The sequence below is a fragment of the Bacillus sp. HSf4 genome (assembly GCF_029537375.1).
Classification (GTDB): Bacteria; Bacillota; Bacilli; order Bacillales; family Bacillaceae; genus Bacillus; species Bacillus sonorensis_A.
Genome location: NZ_CP120679.1, coordinates 2,474,691 through 2,489,892, shown reverse-complemented (window position 1 = coordinate 2,489,892; position 15,202 = coordinate 2,474,691). Strand labels below are relative to the sequence as shown.

Here is a 15,202-nt window from a genome sequence, read left to right as displayed (position 1 = left end):
TTTGCAAAGTCTGAATCGAAACACTCATTATCCGATTTAAATCAAGGAGGAATGAGGATGAGCCTCGGAATCGACTTTAACGTCAAAGAATCCGTGCTTTGCGTTCGGTTAACAGGTGAACTTGATCACCATACAGCAGAAGCCTTAAGAAAACAAGTCAGCGATCATTTCGTGCAGTACGGCATCCGCCACATTGTTTTGAATCTTGAAGACCTTTCGTTTATGGACAGCTCAGGTCTAGGTGTCATATTGGGCAGATATAAGGAAATTAAACAGGTGGGCGGAGAGATGATCGTCTGTGCGATTTCCCCTGCGGTCAAGCGCCTGTTCGATATGTCAGGCCTGTTCAAAATCATCCGTCTGGAGCAGTCGGAACAGCATGCGCTTGTCACATTGGGGGTGGCGTCATGAAAAACGAAATGAACATTCAGTTTTCCGCGCTCAGCCAAAATGAATCATTCGCCAGGGTGACGGTTGCCGCTTTCATTGCACAGCTTGATCCAACAATGGATGAATTAACCGAAATTAAAACGGTTGTCTCAGAAGCGGTTACAAATGCGATCATCCACGGCTATGAAAACTCAGGCCAGGGTAACGTATACATTTCTGTCACCCTTGAAGACCATACCGTCTATTTAACGATTCGCGATGAAGGCATCGGCATCACCGATTTGGAGGAAGCGCGCCAGCCGCTGTTCACGACCAAGCCGGAGCTTGAAAGGTCTGGAATGGGCTTTACGATTATGGAAAATTTCATGGACGACATCACGATTGACTCCTCACCTGAGATGGGGACCACAATACACTTAACAAAGCACTTATCAAAAAGCAAAGCGCTTTGCAATTAAGGGAGATTTGTTATGGATGTGGAGGTTAAAAAAGAAAACCAGAACACTCAGCTTAAAGACCACGAGGTAAAAGAACTGATTAAAAACAGCCAGAACGGCGATCAAAGAGCAAGAGACCTCCTCATAGAAAAAAACATGCGTCTTGTTTGGTCTGTCGTTCAGCGTTTTTTGAACAGGGGCTATGAGCCCGACGACCTCTTCCAAATCGGCTGTATCGGCCTCTTGAAATCCGTCGACAAATTCGATCTATCCTATGATGTCCGGTTTTCAACCTACGCTGTTCCGATGATTATCGGCGAAATTCAGCGGTTTATCAGGGATGACGGGACAGTCAAAGTCAGCAGATCGCTAAAGGAACTCGGCAATAAAATCAGGAGGGCGAAAGATGAACTCTCAAAGTCAAACGGACGAATTCCGACCGTCCAGGAAATCGCCGAGCATCTTGAGATCAGCTCTGAAGAGGTCGTGATGGCTCAGGAAGCCGTTCGTTCTCCTTCGTCCATTCATGAAACGGTTTATGAAAACGATGGAGATCCAATCACACTTCTCGACCAGATTGCCGATCAGTCCGAGGATAAATGGTTCGACAAAATCGCTCTGAAGGAAGCCATCAAAGATCTGGACGAGCGGGAAAAGCTGATCGTTTATTTAAGGTACTACAAGGACAAGACGCAATCTGAAGTAGCCGACCGCCTCGGCATATCACAAGTTCAAGTATCAAGACTCGAGAAAAAAATCTTGAAACAGATCAAAAACAAAATGGATCATTCGGAAAACTAAAGGGCTGCCGTTAACGGCGGCCTCCTTAACTTGAAATGTCGGCTTTCTCCTGAGGCCGGCTTTTTTGCGTGTGGTAATTTATGGACTTTGGCAGCTTGCTGAATGCGTAAATGGGATGAACCACATACTACAACCATAACCATCATATAGGAAGTGACCCAGATGGAACGTCAAGTTTTTATCAGACTCCGCCACCGGCTCAAGGCAGATCCGGATGAATTGATCAGGCTCGGCCATATCGCACAGGTGGCGGGAGACCGTCGGTTTAAGGAAAAGCTTGAACAGCTGCCTGTTTACCAGGTAAAGAAATCGGATCAAAGCATGGTAGTTCTGGATGTGATGAAGGTGATCGAAGCCATACATATATCGTGTCCAGACCTTGATGTCCAAACCGTCGGCAGCTCTGAAACCATCGTGGAGATCCAATATCCAAAACGGAATTTATCCCCAGTGCTGTTCATCGCTGTCTGGCTGCTTTTGTTTGTCGGCGCCGGCCTTGCGGTCATGAATTTTCATGAAGATGTCAGCATGAGGGACGTGCATATTCTGCTCTATGAAATGGTGACGGGGAAGATCAATCGTTATCCATACCTGTTGCAGATACCGTACAGCATTGGCCTCGGCCTCGGTATGATTTTGTTTTTTAACCACTTATTTAAAAAACGTTTCAATGAGGAGCCCAGTCCGCTGGAAGTCGAGATGTTTAAATATCAGCTTGATTTGGATCAGTATGTGGCGATGAACGAAAATAAAGAAACGACAAAGGATATTCATGATCATTAATACGCTCTTGATCATCTTTCTCGGTTTTGCGGGAGGGATCGCGGTAGGATCAGGATTTGTCGCTTTCCTTACGGTCCTTGGCATTATTCCGAGGCTGACCCAGCTGACGAAAACCGGGGCGTTTATCCAGGCGTACGAATGGGCTGTTATTTTGGGCGCCGTTTTTGGAGGCTGGGAATCGTTGAATATGACCCGGCTTTTTTTATCCAAATGGCTGCTCATTCCAATCGGGCTTCTCGCGGGCGTTTTTATCGGAATGCTTGCAGCTGCGCTTACAGAAGTGCTGAACGTCCTGCCGATTTTGGCAAAGCGGATCGGCATGGGGGACAGGATTTTAATTCTTTTGATGGCCATCGTGTTCGGGAAAATTCTCGGATCGCTGTTTCAATGGCTTATCTTTGTTCATCTGTCATAAAAGGAGGATTATGATGTCAAGTTTAAAAGGTGATTATCAGTCAAAAGTGAAAGAGTATCAGCCTTCCCCGCCTTATGTGCTGAACTGTATTAAGGCTTTTCTCGTCGGGGGGCTGATCTGCGCGATCGGTCAGGCCTTTCAAAACTTTTATATGGCCGTTTTTCATTTTGATGAAAAAACGGCGGGAAACCCTACAGTTGCCACACTTATCTTAATATCCGCCCTTTTGACAGGGCTTGGGATCTATGACAGAATCGGACAGTTTGCAGGTGCGGGGTCGGCCGTTCCTGTGACGGGGTTCGCCAACAGCATGACCAGTGCGGCGCTTGAGCATAAAAGTGAAGGCTATGTTCTCGGTGTGGGCACCAATATGTTTAAACTGGCCGGCAATGTCATCGTCTTCGGCGTTGTGGCCGCGTATATTGTCGGGTTGATCCGCTTTTGCTTTGACAAGCTGTTTTAGGAGGAAAACATCATGAAACTGAAGGGAAAACAAACATGGGAATTCGAAAATCCGCTGTATGTTAATTCGAGCGGAACAGCTGTTGGGCCAAAAGAAAAGCAGGGGCCTTTAGGACATTTATTTGATCATTCATACGATGAAATGCATTGCAACCAAAAAAATTGGGAAATGGCGGAACGAAAGCTGATGGAGGACGCGATTCAGGCCGCCTTGTCGAAACAAAACCTCAAAAAGGAAGACATTGATATCTTTTTAGCCGGAGATCTGCTCAATCAAAATGTGACAGCCAACTATGTAGCGAGACATTTGAAGATTCCGTTTCTTTGTTTATTTGGCGCATGCTCCACCTCCATGGAATCGATTGCGATCAGCTCGGCATTGATCGACGGCGGTTTTGCAAAACGCGCGCTCGCCGCGACAAGCAGCCACAATGCCACAGCCGAAAGGCAGTTTCGTTATCCGACCGAATACGGCGGGCAAAAGCCGGGCACCGCGACTTCGACCGTCACGGGAAGCGGTGCGGTCGTCCTCAGCCAAGATCCGGGCGATATTCAAATCACCAGTGCAACGGTCGGCAAAGTCATCGACCTTGGCATTACAGATTCACAGGACATGGGGTCGGCAATGGCGCCTGCCGCTGCGGATACGATTAAACAGCATTTGGAAGATATGGGCCGCACCCCGGATGATTATGATTTGATCTTGACCGGGGATCTTTCGGGCGTCGGCAGCCCGATTGTAAAGGACCTTTTAAAAGAAGAAGGGATCAATGTCGGGACAAAGCACAATGATTGCGGACTGATGATCTATACGCCTGATCAGCAGGTGTTTGCAGGAGGAAGCGGCTGCGCCTGCTCGGCCGTCGTCACATTCGCCCATATCTTTAAAGAAATCCAAGCGGGACGGCTTCAGAAGGTGCTTGTCGTCGCCACGGGTGCGCTTCTGAGCCCGACCATTATCCAGCAAAAAGAATCGATTCCCTGCATTGCGCATGGCGTCGTATTTGAACGATCCGAAAGGGGGAGTGCCTAACATGGAGTATGTGATTGCATTTATTGCGGGCGGCTTGATATGTGTCATCGGACAGCTGCTGCTAGATATCTTTAAGCTGACGCCGGCTCATGTCATGTCAACCTTTGTCGTAGCAGGAGCGATTCTGGACGGGTTCGGCATCTACGACAGGTTTATTGATTTTGCCGGAGCAGGCGCAACGGTGCCGATCGTCAGCTTCGGACACTCCCTTTTGCACGGAGCGATGCATCAGGCAAAAGAACACGGCTTGATCGGGATTGGAATGGGAATATTCGAATTGACATCCGCCGGTATTTCCGCCGCTATTTTGTTCGCCTTTATCGTAGCCGTGATTTTTAAACCGAAAGGATAAAAAAAGATGACAGCAAAACGCAAGGTCATTTTGGTCACAGACGGCGATATATACGCTGCAAAAGCCATTGAATATGCAGCAAGGAAGACGGGAGGCCGCTCGATTTCCCAATCGATGGGAAACCCAAGCGTGAAAACCGGCCCCGAGCTTGTTTCGCTGATTTTGAAAACGCCGCATGATCCCGTTTTTGTCATGTTTGACGATTCCGGCCTGCAAGGGGAAGGACCGGGGGAGGCGGCCATGAAATATGTGGCGAAGCATCCCGATATCGAAGTCCTCGGCGTTATCGCCGTCGCCTCAAAGACCCATTATGCAGAGTGGACAAAAGTCGATGTGTCGATTGATGCGGAGGGTGAGCTGACAGAATACGGAGTCGATAAACACGGTGTGAGAGAATTTGATGTGCAGCGGATGAACGGTGATACGGTCTATTGTCTTGACCAGCTTGATGTGCCGATTGTCGTCGGCATCGGCGATATTGGAAAAATGGGCAGAAAGGACGATGTGAAAAAAGGTTCGCCGATCACAATGAAAGCGGTCGAGCTCATTTTAGAAAGGAGCGGGTATCATGAGTGCTCAGCCAAAAGAGAAAGAGAAGACAAAAATATTCCTTGATCCTTCTAAGAATGAAGCGTATTTTAAGAAGTTCGTCGGCATGGGGGAGAGCTTTGACCTGGGCGTCCGCAAGGTCATGGTCCTTGACCGTGAAGTTCAGCTTTATTATGTGAACGGATTATGTGACACGCAATACATCATTCACCTGTTAAGAGAACTGGTTCACCTGAATGATTCGGAAAAAGAGTCGGGCGATCCTGAAGAAATCGTTGAAAACAGGCTGCTGAATCAGCAGGTGTCAAAAGCGAAAACGCTTGATGAAGCTGTCGATCAAGTGCTGTCCGGACTGGTCGCTATCATCGTCGAAGAAGCGGACTTCGCTTTTATTGTCGATGTCAGAAGCTATCCGGGAAGAACGCCGGAAGAGCCTGATACGGAAAAAGTCGTGCGCGGGGCGAGGGACGGGTTTGTCGAGAACATCATTGTCAACACGGCTCTCATCAGGCGCCGGATCAGGGATGAACGCCTCCGCTATAAAATGCTTCATATCGGGGAGCGCTCCAAGACTGATATCTGCCTTTGCTATTTGGAAGATGTGGCAGACTCGGATCTTGTCAAGGTTTTAAAAAAAGAGATTGAAAACGTGAAAATCGACGGGCTGCCGATGTCTGACAAATCGGTCGAGGAATTTCTCGTCGGCCAGGGTTTCAACCCTTTTCCGCTTGTCAGATTTACGGAAAGAGCGGATGTGGCAGCCAGCCATATCCTGGAGGGGCACGTGATCGTGATTGTCGATACATCGCCGAGCGTCATCATCACGCCGACCACTTTTTTTCATCACGTTCAGCATGCGGAGGAATACAGGCAGACGCCGGCTGTCGGCACGTTTTTAAGATGGGTGCGCTTTTTCGGCATTTTTGCCTCTACCTTTTTGCTGCCCCTTTGGCTTTTGTTTGTCATTGAACCGTCGCTTTTACCGAAGAACCTTTCATACATCGGCTTAAATAAAGAATCACACATCCCGATCATTATGCAGATTTTTTTAGCCGATCTCGGGGTCGAGTTTTTAAGAATGGCGGCGATTCACACGCCGACGGCGCTGTCAACGGCCATGGGTCTGATCGCCGCCGTGTTGATCGGCGATATCGCGATCGATGTCGGACTGTTTTCCCCTGAAGTCATTTTATATGTGGCCTTGTCAGCGATCGGCGCTTATACTACCCCGAGCTATGAGCTGAGCCTGGCGAACAAAATGGTGAAGCTCTTCATGCTGATCCTTGTCGCCATCTTTAAGGTCGAGGGGTTTGTCGTCGGCTTAACGATATTAACCGTTGTGATGACTTCCATCCGTTCCTTGAGAACGCCGTATCTCTGGCCGCTCCTCCCCTTTAACGGGAAAGCGTTTTGGCACGTCCTTGTCCGCACATCCGTTCCGGGAGGGAAAGTGAGGCCGAGTATTGTTCACCCGAAAAACAGGGTCAGGCAGCCGAAACATTCTTAACCATCACTTTAGAGAGGCTTATCATAAATGAAAAGCCTCTTTTTTTAATATCCGTATCTTTGCATTCCTCTGTATTCATTGGCTGATATCGCCACCGCCCTGAGGCTGCAAATATTGTTCTGCCGTCTGATCGGATAGACGATGTACAGCATTTCGCGGCCGGACGGATCAATGGTTGACGAATGAAGGAATACCTCTGTGCCTCTCCGCCAGAACCTTGTATTGGCAGGGGCGGTTATAATCTGGCCTTCATATGGCTCATAAATTCTCAGTTCATCGTACGGAGGTGCCCCATATGGATCGTGCCTCTCCTCATACATATAGGCTGGAAGAGGAGGGTGGGGGTAAATGTGTTGATACATGCTGAAACCCTCTTTCTGACATGATTTTTTCTTGACACTCTGTTTATGTGTATATTCAGATAAGTGCCTACCTGTATAGGTGAAGCGCCCAATTTTTCATTTTTTTCTGGAAGCCGCATGAAGCCGGGCTTTCAATATCGCATAGATGTTGAGAATGCCTATTTCGATCGATTGCTGTTTTCTGTTATGCTAGAGTTAATAGAGAAGAATGGAAATCATTTTCAATTTAAAGCGAGAAAATTTAGACAAATGGTGGTTTAGATTTTGATACGAAATGTTATAATACAACATAAGAAATTGCACTATGAAGCGAAAGATGCATCGGGCAGTGATCCGGACTGTTCCTTTCACCTTTATAGATAGAGAAAGAGGGATGACAATTGTTTTTACATGGTACCAGCAGACAAAATGAAAGAGGACATCTCGAAATCGGCGGTGTTGATGTTCTATCATTAGCAGAAAAATATGGAACTCCCCTTTATGTATACGATGTAGCTTTGATCAGGGAACGCGCCCGGAAATTCCAACAAGCGTTTCAGGAAGCCGGTTTGAAGGCGCAAGTCGCCTATGCAAGCAAGGCGTTCTCATCTGTGGCGATGATTCAGCTTGCCGATGAAGAAGGGCTGTCATTGGACGTTGTTTCAGGCGGAGAGCTGTTTACAGCGATCAAAGCAGGCTTTCCGCCAGAACGGATTCATTTTCATGGAAATAATAAAAGTCCGCAGGAAATCGAAATGGCGCTTCAGCATCAAATCGGCTGCATTGTGCTCGACAATTTTCACGAGATTGCCATCACGGAAGAGCTGTGCAAACGCTCCGGACAAACTGTGGATGTATTGCTCAGAATTACGCCGGGAGTTGAAGCGCACACACATGATTACATTACGACAGGTCAGGAAGATTCCAAATTCGGTTTTGATCTGCATAACGGGCAGGTGGAACAAGCCATCGAGCAGGTACTCCGCGCACCGGGTTTCCGGCTGCTTGGCGTACATTGTCACATCGGTTCGCAAATCTTTGATACGGCGGGCTTTGTTCTGGCTGCAGACAAAATTTTCGAAAAGCTCGCAGAGTGGCGGGAATCCTACTCCTTTATCCCGAGCGTGCTCAACCTTGGCGGCGGCTTCGGCATCCGTTATACAAAAGAGGATGAGCCGTTGGGTGCAGATGTTTATGTCAAGAAAATTATTGAGGCGGTTAAAGCAAACGCCGAACACTTCGGCTTTGACATTCCGGAAATCTGGATCGAACCTGGCCGGTCGCTCGTCGGAGATGCGGGAACGACGCTCTATACGATCGGTTCGCAAAAGCAGGTGCCCGGCATCCGCAAATATGTGGCGATTGACGGAGGAATGAGCGACAATATCAGACCGGCGCTTTATGAAGCAAAATATGAAGCAGCGGTCGCCAACAGAATGAATGTTGCCTGTGATGATACGGTGTCGATTGCCGGCAAATGCTGTGAAAGCGGCGATATGCTGATATGGGATTTAGAGGTGCCGGAAGTCCGCGACGGCGATGTTCTTGCTGTTTTTTGCACCGGTGCATACGGCTACAGCATGGCCAACAATTACAACCGGATTCCGCGCCCGGCCGTCGTCTTTGTTGAAGATGGGGAAGCGCAGCTCGTCATTCAGAGGGAGTCTTATGAAGATATTGTCAAACTGGACCTGCCGTTGAAGTCGAAAGTCAAACAGTCATAACAAAAGGGAGATGCTCACGATGGGTATCTCCTTTTTTCATGCGTTCGCGGCGGGGCTCAATGTCAAACAGCACTTTCAGATTTTTGGAAGTGTTTTTTTTTATGAAAAAGAACATGTCATACATAGAACAGCATCCGGGCTAATTGTATATAATATTGGGAATTTAACAAAAATTTAACAAAAGGAGATGGTTCAGTACATGATCAAAATGCGAAGGATTTCAGATGTAGAGGCGGAGTAGATGAAACCGGCCAAAGTATCCCTACTCCACCGCATGCTCCATTGCCTGAAGCAATGTGTTGATTGTAACACAGCAAAGTCATTTACAGCAATCAACAGATTTGTGAATATTTTATTAATTTTAGCTGTGATTTCATTCCCATTTTCAATAGCGGCTCACGGATTTTCTTCACAATCCGCTGATCAATATGACAGCTTTGCAGAACTAAAAAATCATGAAGACCCGGCCGATTACCGAATCGTTGCCAAACATGGCGGCAGCCGGATGTTGATCATGGCAATCCACGGGGGCGGAATAGAACCGGGAACAAGCGAAATAGCCAACGAATTGTCCAGAAGCTATTCCATGTACCTGTTTGAAGGGCTGAAATCCTCAGGAAACAGTGTGCTTCATATTACAAGCACCCGCTTCGACGAGCCAACAGCGCTCGAGATGGCTGCAAGCCATGAATATATCATGTCGCTTCACGGGTACTATGGGGAGGAACGTCTGATTAAAGTGGGCGGGACAGACCGCACAAAAATCAAACGGCTGGTCATCGAATTGAACAAAGCGGGATTTGCCGCCGAAATGCTTGACACCGATGACAAATATGCCGGAACCCATCCGGACAATATCGCCAACAAATCCATTTCAGGACTGAGCATCCAGCTTGAAATGAGCACCGGTTTTCGAAAATCTTTATTCGATGTCTTCACACTGAAAGACAGGGCGTCCACGCAAAATCCGGCATTTTACCGCTTCACAAAGCTGTTAGCAGATTTCATTCAGAAAAACTATCAAGACTGAGAGAGTTTCTCTTCTTTCATAGAAAAACACCTCCTGCAATCAAAGGAGGTGTTTTTACTATAGATTCGATCATCCATTAGATTCCGAAGCGCCGCCGCCCGTGAAGACGGAAACGATGGCATTCCACAGGGAAATAAAGAAATCGATCAGTTTTTGAATGAAATTTTTCCCTTCTTCAGAATCTAGGAATTTAGTGATTTTGTCTTTGGCTTTGTCAAGCTGGTCTCCAACCTGGTTCCAGTCGATGTTGATGTTTTTCATGTTGTCAAACAATGACAGAAGCGATTTTTTCTGTTCATCTGTCAATGTAATGCCCAAATCAGATGCAGCCTGATCAATCGTTTTTTCTATCTCTTCCTTCGATTGTGAACCGCCGTTTTTCGCGACTTCTTCTTTGACTTTGGCCAGCAGTGCTGATGCATTGTCAGCGCCGATTTGTTGGCCGAGCTCAGAAGTGGTGACAAGCTCTTCATTTGCGACTTTTTTGACATCTTCGGAAATCTCTTTGCCGGAAGTTGTTTCATACGCTTTCATCAGCCCTGTTAAAGCGGCTGTTCCGGATACTTCAAAAGGCGCGGTGACATAGATTTTGGCATCCTTGACTCCTGCCGTCATCAGCGCGTTTAAATACATTTCATCGGTAATTTTGCTGATGTTGTTCGTTTGGACCTCCAAACCGGTGCCTTTTTTCGCTATCGTAATCGAAGAAGAAGATATCGCTCTAGTGCCGATGTCCGCTTTCGGGATATAATCTCCTAAATATTTATGCTCCTCAGCATTTGTCACCTCAATGATCGTCGCGTTATCAGGCGCATTCATTTCATTCAGCACTTTTTGTCTGTCCTGAGCTGACAGGTCTTTTCCCAGTGTAATAATCACGTCTCCCGCTGCGGCGTCAGCAAAGCTGACCTGCGGAAAGATGAGCAGACACAATGCTGTGCAAATTCCAAGTAGTGTTTTTTTCAAGCTAAATGCCCTCCTTAAAAATGCAGGCTTCAGGCAGAAATTGCTGTAGGGGATAGAAGCCTGCCGGAACGAATTTATCCATTCCGACAATATAGACGGATAAAAAGCGGGGGAGGTTTCAAAATGATTTGCTTGTTACACCCGCCTTTTCATTCAATCACTTCTTTTTCAGTTCCTTCCTGATGTCTCGCAAAATATCAATGATGATCTCATTTTGTTCGGCGATCGTTCTTGAATTTTTGACAGAAGCCATAAAACAGGATAACAATATGACGCTGATCGCGATGACAGCCATTGGAGCCATTAAGAGTTCCAACAATTATAAGCCCTCCTCGGGAAAAAAGATGCCGTGTATATTTGCTTCGGCATTGGCTCTGCGATTCCCTTCTGTGATATAATGAGCCTTGTCAAATGAAAGGAGAGAATCAAGATGGCTAAAAAAGGATACATACAATTAACAAACGGCAAAAAAATCGAGTTTGAATTATATCCGGAGGCAGCGCCAGGCACTGTCGCCAACTTTGAAAAACTTGCGAACGAAGGGTTTTACGACGGACTGAAATTTCACCGCGTCATTCCGGGATTCGTCAGCCAGGGAGGCTGCCCGCACGGCACAGGAACAGGCGGTCCCGGCTACACGATCAAATGTGAAACAGAGGGAAATCCCCATAAACATGAAGCCGGTTCTCTCTCAATGGCGCATGCCGGCAAAGACACAGGCGGCAGCCAATTCTTTATCGTCCATGAGCCACAGCCGCACCTGAACGGCGTTCACACGGTCTTCGGCAAAGTCACATCAGGTCTTGATGCTGTGACTTCAATGGAGCAGGGACAAGGAATGGAAAAAGTCGAAGTGTACGACGCATAAAACATAAATGTTTGAAACAGCCCGGTATATGCGGGCTGTTTTTTTTATAGATCGCCCGCCACCCATCCCTTAGGTGATTCTGTATGTATAAATATGTAAAAAGTAATGAATCATAAGGAATAAGGCATGAGAACAAGGAGGAGGAAAAAAGATGCCGTTAGTACCTTATGACCCATTTAAACATTTAAATACGATCAGAAGAGAGTTTGACAGGGTGTTTGCGGACTTTCCGGCAAATGCCGGAGGAGAGCACGGGTTCGGCGACATTCGGGTGGATGTTCATGAAACCGGAAATGAAATCGTAGCCTCCTGTGATATTCCGGGGCTTGAAAGCAAGGAAGATGTTCATATTGATGTTGAAAACAACATGCTGCACATCAGCGGGTCTGTCAACAGATCGAATGAAGTGCAAGAAGAAAACATGCACAGAAAGGAGCGGTTTGTCGGCCGTTTTCACAGATCTGTGATGCTTCCGGCTTCTGTCTCCCATGAGGGTATAAAAGCATCGTATAAAAACGGGGTGCTTGAAGTAAGGATGCCAAAGGAAAACCAAGACCATAAAAGAAAAATAGATGTTGAATTTCACTGAGACGGTGCGTCTTGCAAAAAAGATTCCTGCCTGGGGATCTTTTTTAGGTTCGGCGCCTGATAAGGAACAGCGACACAAAAAACACGGCGTTTTTCTGGAAGGATGGATGGGCTTTTTTTATAATAATAGGTAAGCCAGCGCGTGTTTTGTTGAAATTCTGCATCAAATGGCCCGTTCAGCAGATCTGCAGTTATCGGCAGGTGTTCCCCGGGCAAAGCTTCCCGGCGATTTTGGCTCGGGTGAAAGAGGCAGATCGGGCTTTGTAGTCTTTTAGTCTCGTTTTAGTCTTAATGACCTATCAACCCCTGAAGACAGAATGTACATTCGTAGGTTATAAGGAGTATTTCGCCCGAATATGAAACGATTTGCCACTATTTTGCGTTATACTTAGAAACCACATATTTTCCGTCTGAATCGAAAATGTTTTTATTTCATCAAATAAAGTGAAAAAACATATGATAGTTCAGAATGTGTTCTGGAGGTTTTGATCATGGGGAAAATAAAAGTCAAGCTCACGGTGTTGATGATTTTGGCCGCCGTGCTGGCAGGGGGCTTCTACTATTTAAAAAACGGAAGCATGCAGGATGCTTCAACAGCGCTCAGTCAAACGGTCTCATCCGGAGAAAAAGACTATACCATTCATCAATATAAAATAACTAAAATTGATGGTACTGAGTACCACGGAATTGCTGATAACGGAACAAAAATTATTTTTGATGCGAAAAATCTCGATCAGGACTTGTCCGATATTAAAGAAGGAGACAAAGTCAAAGCATATTTCAGCAATTCAAACAGAATCGAAGGATTGATAAAAGTCGTCAAGGTGACGAACTAACGGCCCTCTGCCTGCAGAGGGTTTTTTCTATAGAAAGCGGTTTTCATTGCAATTTCGACATCGGGCCGCTATAATACGCATAAGGACAAGAAAATATCGATTGTATCCTTCGGGGCTGGGTGAAAATCCCGACCGGCGGTAGTAAAGCTTAGGAGACGCTTTAGAGCCCGTGACCCGCTCTGCGCTATGCAGGCGGTGGATTCAGTGAAAAGCTGAAGCCGACAGTGAAAGTCTGGATGGGAGAAGGATGATGTAAACTATGTGAAAAATATTGTCATGCATAGTTTTATTTCTCATGCACAAAAATTAAACCCCGGAATGTATATTCCGGGGTTTTTTGCGTGAAGCTTACAAAAGAAGGGAGGGAAGGAATTGAAGGACGAGGATTATATGAATCTCGCATTAGAGCTGGCAAAACAGGGCGAGGGGCAGACCGGCGCCAATCCGCTTGTCGGAGCTGTCGTCGTAAAGGACGGTCAGGTTGTCGGAATGGGTGCCCACTTACAATACGGTGAAGCGCATGCTGAAGTGCACGCCATTCAAATGGCGGGGCGCCATGCAGAAGGAGCTGTGATATACGTCACGCTTGAACCTTGCAGCCACTACGGAAAAACGCCGCCATGCGCGGAGCTGATCATTCGCTCCGGGCTCAGCAGAGTCGTTGTTGCTGCCGAAGATCCGAACCCGCTTGTTTCCGGAAGAGGAATCAAGATGCTGCAGGAAGCCGGAATTGAAGTGACGACAGGTGTTCTCAAAGAGCAGGCGGAAGAGCTGAACGAAAAATTCATGCATTTCATGCGGACGGGACTGCCGTATGTTACATTAAAGGCCGCTGCAAGCCTTGACGGCAAAACGGCTACAAGTACAGGCGACAGCAAATGGATCACCTCCAGTGAAGCCAGGATGGATGCTCATAAGTACCGAAAAAATCATCAGAGTATTTTAGTCGGTGTGGGCACAATAAAAGCGGACGACCCGAGTCTGACGTGCCGGCTGCCCGATGTGGTGAATCAGCCGGTCAGGGTGATACTCGACACCAGCCTGACGATTCCGCTTGACGCCAAGGTGATTCATGACAAAGAAGCGCCCACTTGGATTTACACGACATCCAAGGCCGATCCAGACATCGTCCGCCATCTCGAGGAAAAAGGCGTTCAGATCATTGTTTTCGACAACGAGTCGATTTCAGTAAAGGAAGTGCTTCAGCATCTGGCGGAAAACGGCATCGCTTCTGTCTATGTTGAAGGCGGATCGACCGTTCATGCAAGCTTTGTCAAAGAAGGACTTTATCAGCAGATCATCTTCTATCTTGCCCCAAAATTAATCGGAGGGTTTTCTTCTCCCAGTGCCATCTCCGGTGAAGGCTTTCAATCGATGAAAGATGTCCCCTTATTACAATTCACAACCATTACGAAAATCGGCCAGGATGTAAAACTGGCAGCTAAACCGATAAAAGAATAGGGTGGTGGCCCATGTTTACAGGCATCATTGAAGAAGTCGGAACGATTTTAGACTTGAAAAAGGCAGGAAACGCCATGTCTTTAGTCATTCAATCAAACATAGTGACCGAAGATGTCAAGCTTGGCGACAGCATTGCGGTCAACGGAGTCTGCCTGACCGTCAATGATTTTAAAAAAGGTCAGTTTACGGCCGACGTCATGCTGGAAACGCTGAAAGCGACATCGCTCGGCACATTGAAAAAAGGCAGTGCCGTCAACCTGGAAAGGGCGATGGCGGCGAACGGCCGTTTTGGCGGCCACATGGTGTCGGGGCATGTCGACGGCACGGCAACCATTGTCCGGATAGAAAAAGCGGAAAACGCCGTATACTATGATTTAAAGCTTGATCCAGCATTGGCGAAAATGCTTGTTATAAAAGGCTCCATCGCCGTTGACGGCGTCAGCCTGACGATCTTCGGATTGACCGAGGATCAAGTCACTGTCTCGCTCATTCCGCACACACTGGATGAAACGATTTTTCCGGAAAAAAAGGTCGGAAGCATCGTCAATATTGAGTGCGATATGATCGGCAAATACATTTACCGGTTTCTTCACCAGCAAAATCAAGAACAGCAGACACCGACAATCACTGCAGCATTTTTAAAAGAAAACGGGTTTTGA

At 47.0% G+C, this 15,202-nt stretch carries 20 protein-coding genes and 1 riboswitch; of the genes, 17 read left to right on the top strand and 3 right to left on the bottom strand.

The genetic code is table 11. The features are described 5' to 3' along the window. Positions 1-57 precede the first annotated feature (57 nt). The 10 genes from spoIIAA (at position 58) to P3X63_RS12760 (ending at position 6,729) form a co-directional block, all read left to right on the top strand. Positions 58-411 (top strand): anti-sigma F factor antagonist, encoded by a 354-nt coding sequence (gene spoIIAA / locus P3X63_RS12805; RefSeq protein WP_277690967.1) that lies wholly within the window; start codon positions 58-60, stop codon positions 409-411. Next, positions 408-848: an anti-sigma F factor gene (spoIIAB, locus tag P3X63_RS12800; protein WP_026587694.1), complete on the top strand. Its 441-nt coding sequence runs from the start codon at positions 408-410 to the stop codon at positions 846-848. The genes spoIIAA and spoIIAB overlap by 4 nt, the downstream gene beginning before the upstream one ends. A gap of 12 nt (positions 849-860) precedes the next feature. Further along, the gene (gene sigF / locus P3X63_RS12795) at positions 861-1,628 is read left to right on the top strand and encodes an RNA polymerase sporulation sigma factor SigF (RefSeq protein WP_026587693.1); all 768 of its coding nucleotides are present in this window, start codon (positions 861-863) and stop codon (positions 1,626-1,628) included. A gap of 162 nt (positions 1,629-1,790) precedes the next feature. Beyond that, positions 1,791-2,411: a stage V sporulation protein AA gene (locus P3X63_RS12790; RefSeq protein ID WP_026587692.1), complete on the top strand. Its 621-nt coding sequence runs from the start codon at positions 1,791-1,793 to the stop codon at positions 2,409-2,411. Continuing rightward, positions 2,401-2,826: a stage V sporulation protein AB gene (locus P3X63_RS12785; protein ID WP_026587691.1), complete on the top strand. Its 426-nt coding sequence runs from the start codon at positions 2,401-2,403 to the stop codon at positions 2,824-2,826. Before P3X63_RS12790 ends, P3X63_RS12785 begins: the two co-directional genes overlap by 11 nt. A 13-nt stretch (positions 2,827-2,839) precedes the next feature. Further along, entirely contained in the window at positions 2,840-3,289 is a 450-nt protein-coding gene (spoVAC, locus tag P3X63_RS12780) for a stage V sporulation protein AC (protein WP_026587690.1), read from the top strand. Between the two features lie 12 nt (positions 3,290-3,301). Further along, positions 3,302-4,321, top strand: a complete 1,020-nt coding sequence (spoVAD, locus tag P3X63_RS12775; protein ID WP_026587689.1) for a stage V sporulation protein AD — start codon at positions 3,302-3,304, stop codon at positions 4,319-4,321. Between the two features lies 1 nt (position 4,322). Further along, a complete protein-coding gene (gene spoVAE, locus P3X63_RS12770) occupies positions 4,323-4,673 on the top strand; it encodes a stage V sporulation protein AE (RefSeq protein ID WP_026587688.1) in 351 nt (116 codons plus the stop codon). Between the two features lie 6 nt (positions 4,674-4,679). Then, a complete protein-coding gene (gene spoVAEA / locus P3X63_RS12765) occupies positions 4,680-5,288 on the top strand; it encodes a stage V sporulation protein SpoVABEA (protein WP_026587687.1) in 609 nt (202 codons plus the stop codon). Then, a complete protein-coding gene (locus P3X63_RS12760; RefSeq protein ID WP_026587686.1) occupies positions 5,242-6,729 on the top strand; it encodes a spore germination protein in 1,488 nt (495 codons plus the stop codon). Before spoVAEA ends, P3X63_RS12760 begins: the two co-directional genes overlap by 47 nt. A gap of 44 nt (positions 6,730-6,773) precedes the next feature. Here the strand turns inward: P3X63_RS12760 and P3X63_RS12755 are convergent, their stop codons facing one another. Then, positions 6,774-7,091 (bottom strand): hypothetical protein, encoded by a 318-nt coding sequence (locus P3X63_RS12755; RefSeq protein WP_026587685.1) that lies wholly within the window; start codon positions 7,089-7,091, stop codon positions 6,774-6,776. Positions 7,092-7,471: 380 nt separating this feature from the next. On the opposite strand from P3X63_RS12755, the gene lysA reads away from it, so the two are divergent. Both lysA and P3X63_RS12745 read left to right on the top strand, forming a co-directional pair. After that, positions 7,472-8,794: a diaminopimelate decarboxylase gene (gene lysA / locus P3X63_RS12750; protein WP_026587684.1), complete on the top strand. Its 1,323-nt coding sequence runs from the start codon at positions 7,472-7,474 to the stop codon at positions 8,792-8,794. A gap of 241 nt (positions 8,795-9,035) precedes the next feature. Continuing rightward, a complete protein-coding gene (locus tag P3X63_RS12745; protein ID WP_026587683.1) occupies positions 9,036-9,824 on the top strand; it encodes a poly-gamma-glutamate hydrolase family protein in 789 nt (262 codons plus the stop codon). A 69-nt stretch (positions 9,825-9,893) separates the two neighbouring features. On the opposite strand, the gene P3X63_RS12740 is transcribed toward P3X63_RS12745, so the two are convergent. Both P3X63_RS12740 and P3X63_RS12735 read right to left on the bottom strand, forming a co-directional pair. Then, positions 9,894-10,790 (bottom strand): DUF1002 domain-containing protein, encoded by an 897-nt coding sequence (locus P3X63_RS12740; protein ID WP_026587682.1) that lies wholly within the window; start codon positions 10,788-10,790, stop codon positions 9,894-9,896. A 157-nt stretch (positions 10,791-10,947) separates the two neighbouring features. Further along, complete coding sequence (locus tag P3X63_RS12735; protein ID WP_179115713.1) at positions 10,948-11,109, bottom strand: hypothetical protein; 162 nt, start codon at positions 11,107-11,109, stop codon at positions 10,948-10,950. A 111-nt stretch (positions 11,110-11,220) separates the two neighbouring features. Between P3X63_RS12735 and P3X63_RS12730 the strand changes: the two genes are divergently transcribed. The 5 genes from P3X63_RS12730 to ribE all read left to right on the top strand — a co-directional run bounded on the left by P3X63_RS12730 (position 11,221) and on the right by ribE (position 15,202). Continuing rightward, positions 11,221-11,658 (top strand): peptidylprolyl isomerase, encoded by a 438-nt coding sequence (locus P3X63_RS12730; protein ID WP_026587681.1) that lies wholly within the window; start codon positions 11,221-11,223, stop codon positions 11,656-11,658. Positions 11,659-11,809: 151 nt separating this feature from the next. Continuing rightward, positions 11,810-12,247 carry an Hsp20/alpha crystallin family protein gene (locus P3X63_RS12725; RefSeq protein WP_077736557.1) on the top strand — a complete coding sequence of 146 codons (438 nt, stop codon included), beginning with the start codon at positions 11,810-11,812 and terminating at the stop codon, positions 12,245-12,247. 490 nt (positions 12,248-12,737) lie between these two features. Continuing rightward, complete coding sequence (locus tag P3X63_RS12720) at positions 12,738-13,082, top strand: hypothetical protein (protein WP_026587678.1); 345 nt, start codon at positions 12,738-12,740, stop codon at positions 13,080-13,082. Positions 13,083-13,183: 101 nt separating this feature from the next. Then, positions 13,184-13,334: riboswitch (FMN riboswitch) on the top strand. Between the two features lie 138 nt (positions 13,335-13,472). Then, positions 13,473-14,543 carry a bifunctional diaminohydroxyphosphoribosylaminopyrimidine deaminase/5-amino-6-(5-phosphoribosylamino)uracil reductase RibD gene (gene ribD, locus P3X63_RS12715; RefSeq protein WP_142246149.1) on the top strand — a complete coding sequence of 357 codons (1,071 nt, stop codon included), beginning with the start codon at positions 13,473-13,475 and terminating at the stop codon, positions 14,541-14,543. A gap of 11 nt (positions 14,544-14,554) precedes the next feature. Further along, on the top strand, positions 14,555-15,202 hold the full coding sequence (gene ribE, locus P3X63_RS12710; protein ID WP_077736559.1) for a riboflavin synthase: 648 nt from the start codon (positions 14,555-14,557) through the stop codon (positions 15,200-15,202).

Excerpts from the sequence above, each read along its gene's own strand:
- spoIIAA (WP_277690967.1), top strand. The coding sequence starts at position 58 with ATGAGCCTCGGAATCGACTTTAACGTCAAAGAATCCGTGCTTTGCGTT.
- spoIIAB (WP_026587694.1), top strand. The coding sequence starts at position 408 with ATGAAAAACGAAATGAACATTCAGTTTTCCGCGCTCAGCCAAAATGAA.
- sigF (WP_026587693.1), top strand. The coding sequence starts at position 861 with ATGGATGTGGAGGTTAAAAAAGAAAACCAGAACACTCAGCTTAAAGAC.
- P3X63_RS12790 (WP_026587692.1), top strand. The coding sequence starts at position 1,791 with ATGGAACGTCAAGTTTTTATCAGACTCCGCCACCGGCTCAAGGCAGAT.
- P3X63_RS12785 (WP_026587691.1), top strand. The coding sequence starts at position 2,401 with ATGATCATTAATACGCTCTTGATCATCTTTCTCGGTTTTGCGGGAGGG.
- spoVAC (WP_026587690.1), top strand. The coding sequence starts at position 2,840 with ATGTCAAGTTTAAAAGGTGATTATCAGTCAAAAGTGAAAGAGTATCAG.
- spoVAD (WP_026587689.1), top strand. The coding sequence starts at position 3,302 with ATGAAACTGAAGGGAAAACAAACATGGGAATTCGAAAATCCGCTGTAT.
- spoVAE (WP_026587688.1), top strand. The coding sequence starts at position 4,323 with ATGGAGTATGTGATTGCATTTATTGCGGGCGGCTTGATATGTGTCATC.
- spoVAEA (WP_026587687.1), top strand. The coding sequence starts at position 4,680 with ATGACAGCAAAACGCAAGGTCATTTTGGTCACAGACGGCGATATATAC.
- P3X63_RS12760 (WP_026587686.1), top strand. The coding sequence starts at position 5,242 with ATGAGTGCTCAGCCAAAAGAGAAAGAGAAGACAAAAATATTCCTTGAT.
- P3X63_RS12755 (WP_026587685.1), bottom strand. The coding sequence starts at position 7,091 with ATGTATCAACACATTTACCCCCACCCTCCTCTTCCAGCCTATATGTAT.
- P3X63_RS12745 (WP_026587683.1), top strand. The coding sequence starts at position 9,036 with ATGAAACCGGCCAAAGTATCCCTACTCCACCGCATGCTCCATTGCCTG.
- P3X63_RS12730 (WP_026587681.1), top strand. The coding sequence starts at position 11,221 with ATGGCTAAAAAAGGATACATACAATTAACAAACGGCAAAAAAATCGAG.
- P3X63_RS12725 (WP_077736557.1), top strand. The coding sequence starts at position 11,810 with ATGCCGTTAGTACCTTATGACCCATTTAAACATTTAAATACGATCAGA.
- P3X63_RS12720 (WP_026587678.1), top strand. The coding sequence starts at position 12,738 with ATGGGGAAAATAAAAGTCAAGCTCACGGTGTTGATGATTTTGGCCGCC.
- ribD (WP_142246149.1), top strand. The coding sequence starts at position 13,473 with ATGAATCTCGCATTAGAGCTGGCAAAACAGGGCGAGGGGCAGACCGGC.
- ribE (WP_077736559.1), top strand. The coding sequence starts at position 14,555 with ATGTTTACAGGCATCATTGAAGAAGTCGGAACGATTTTAGACTTGAAA.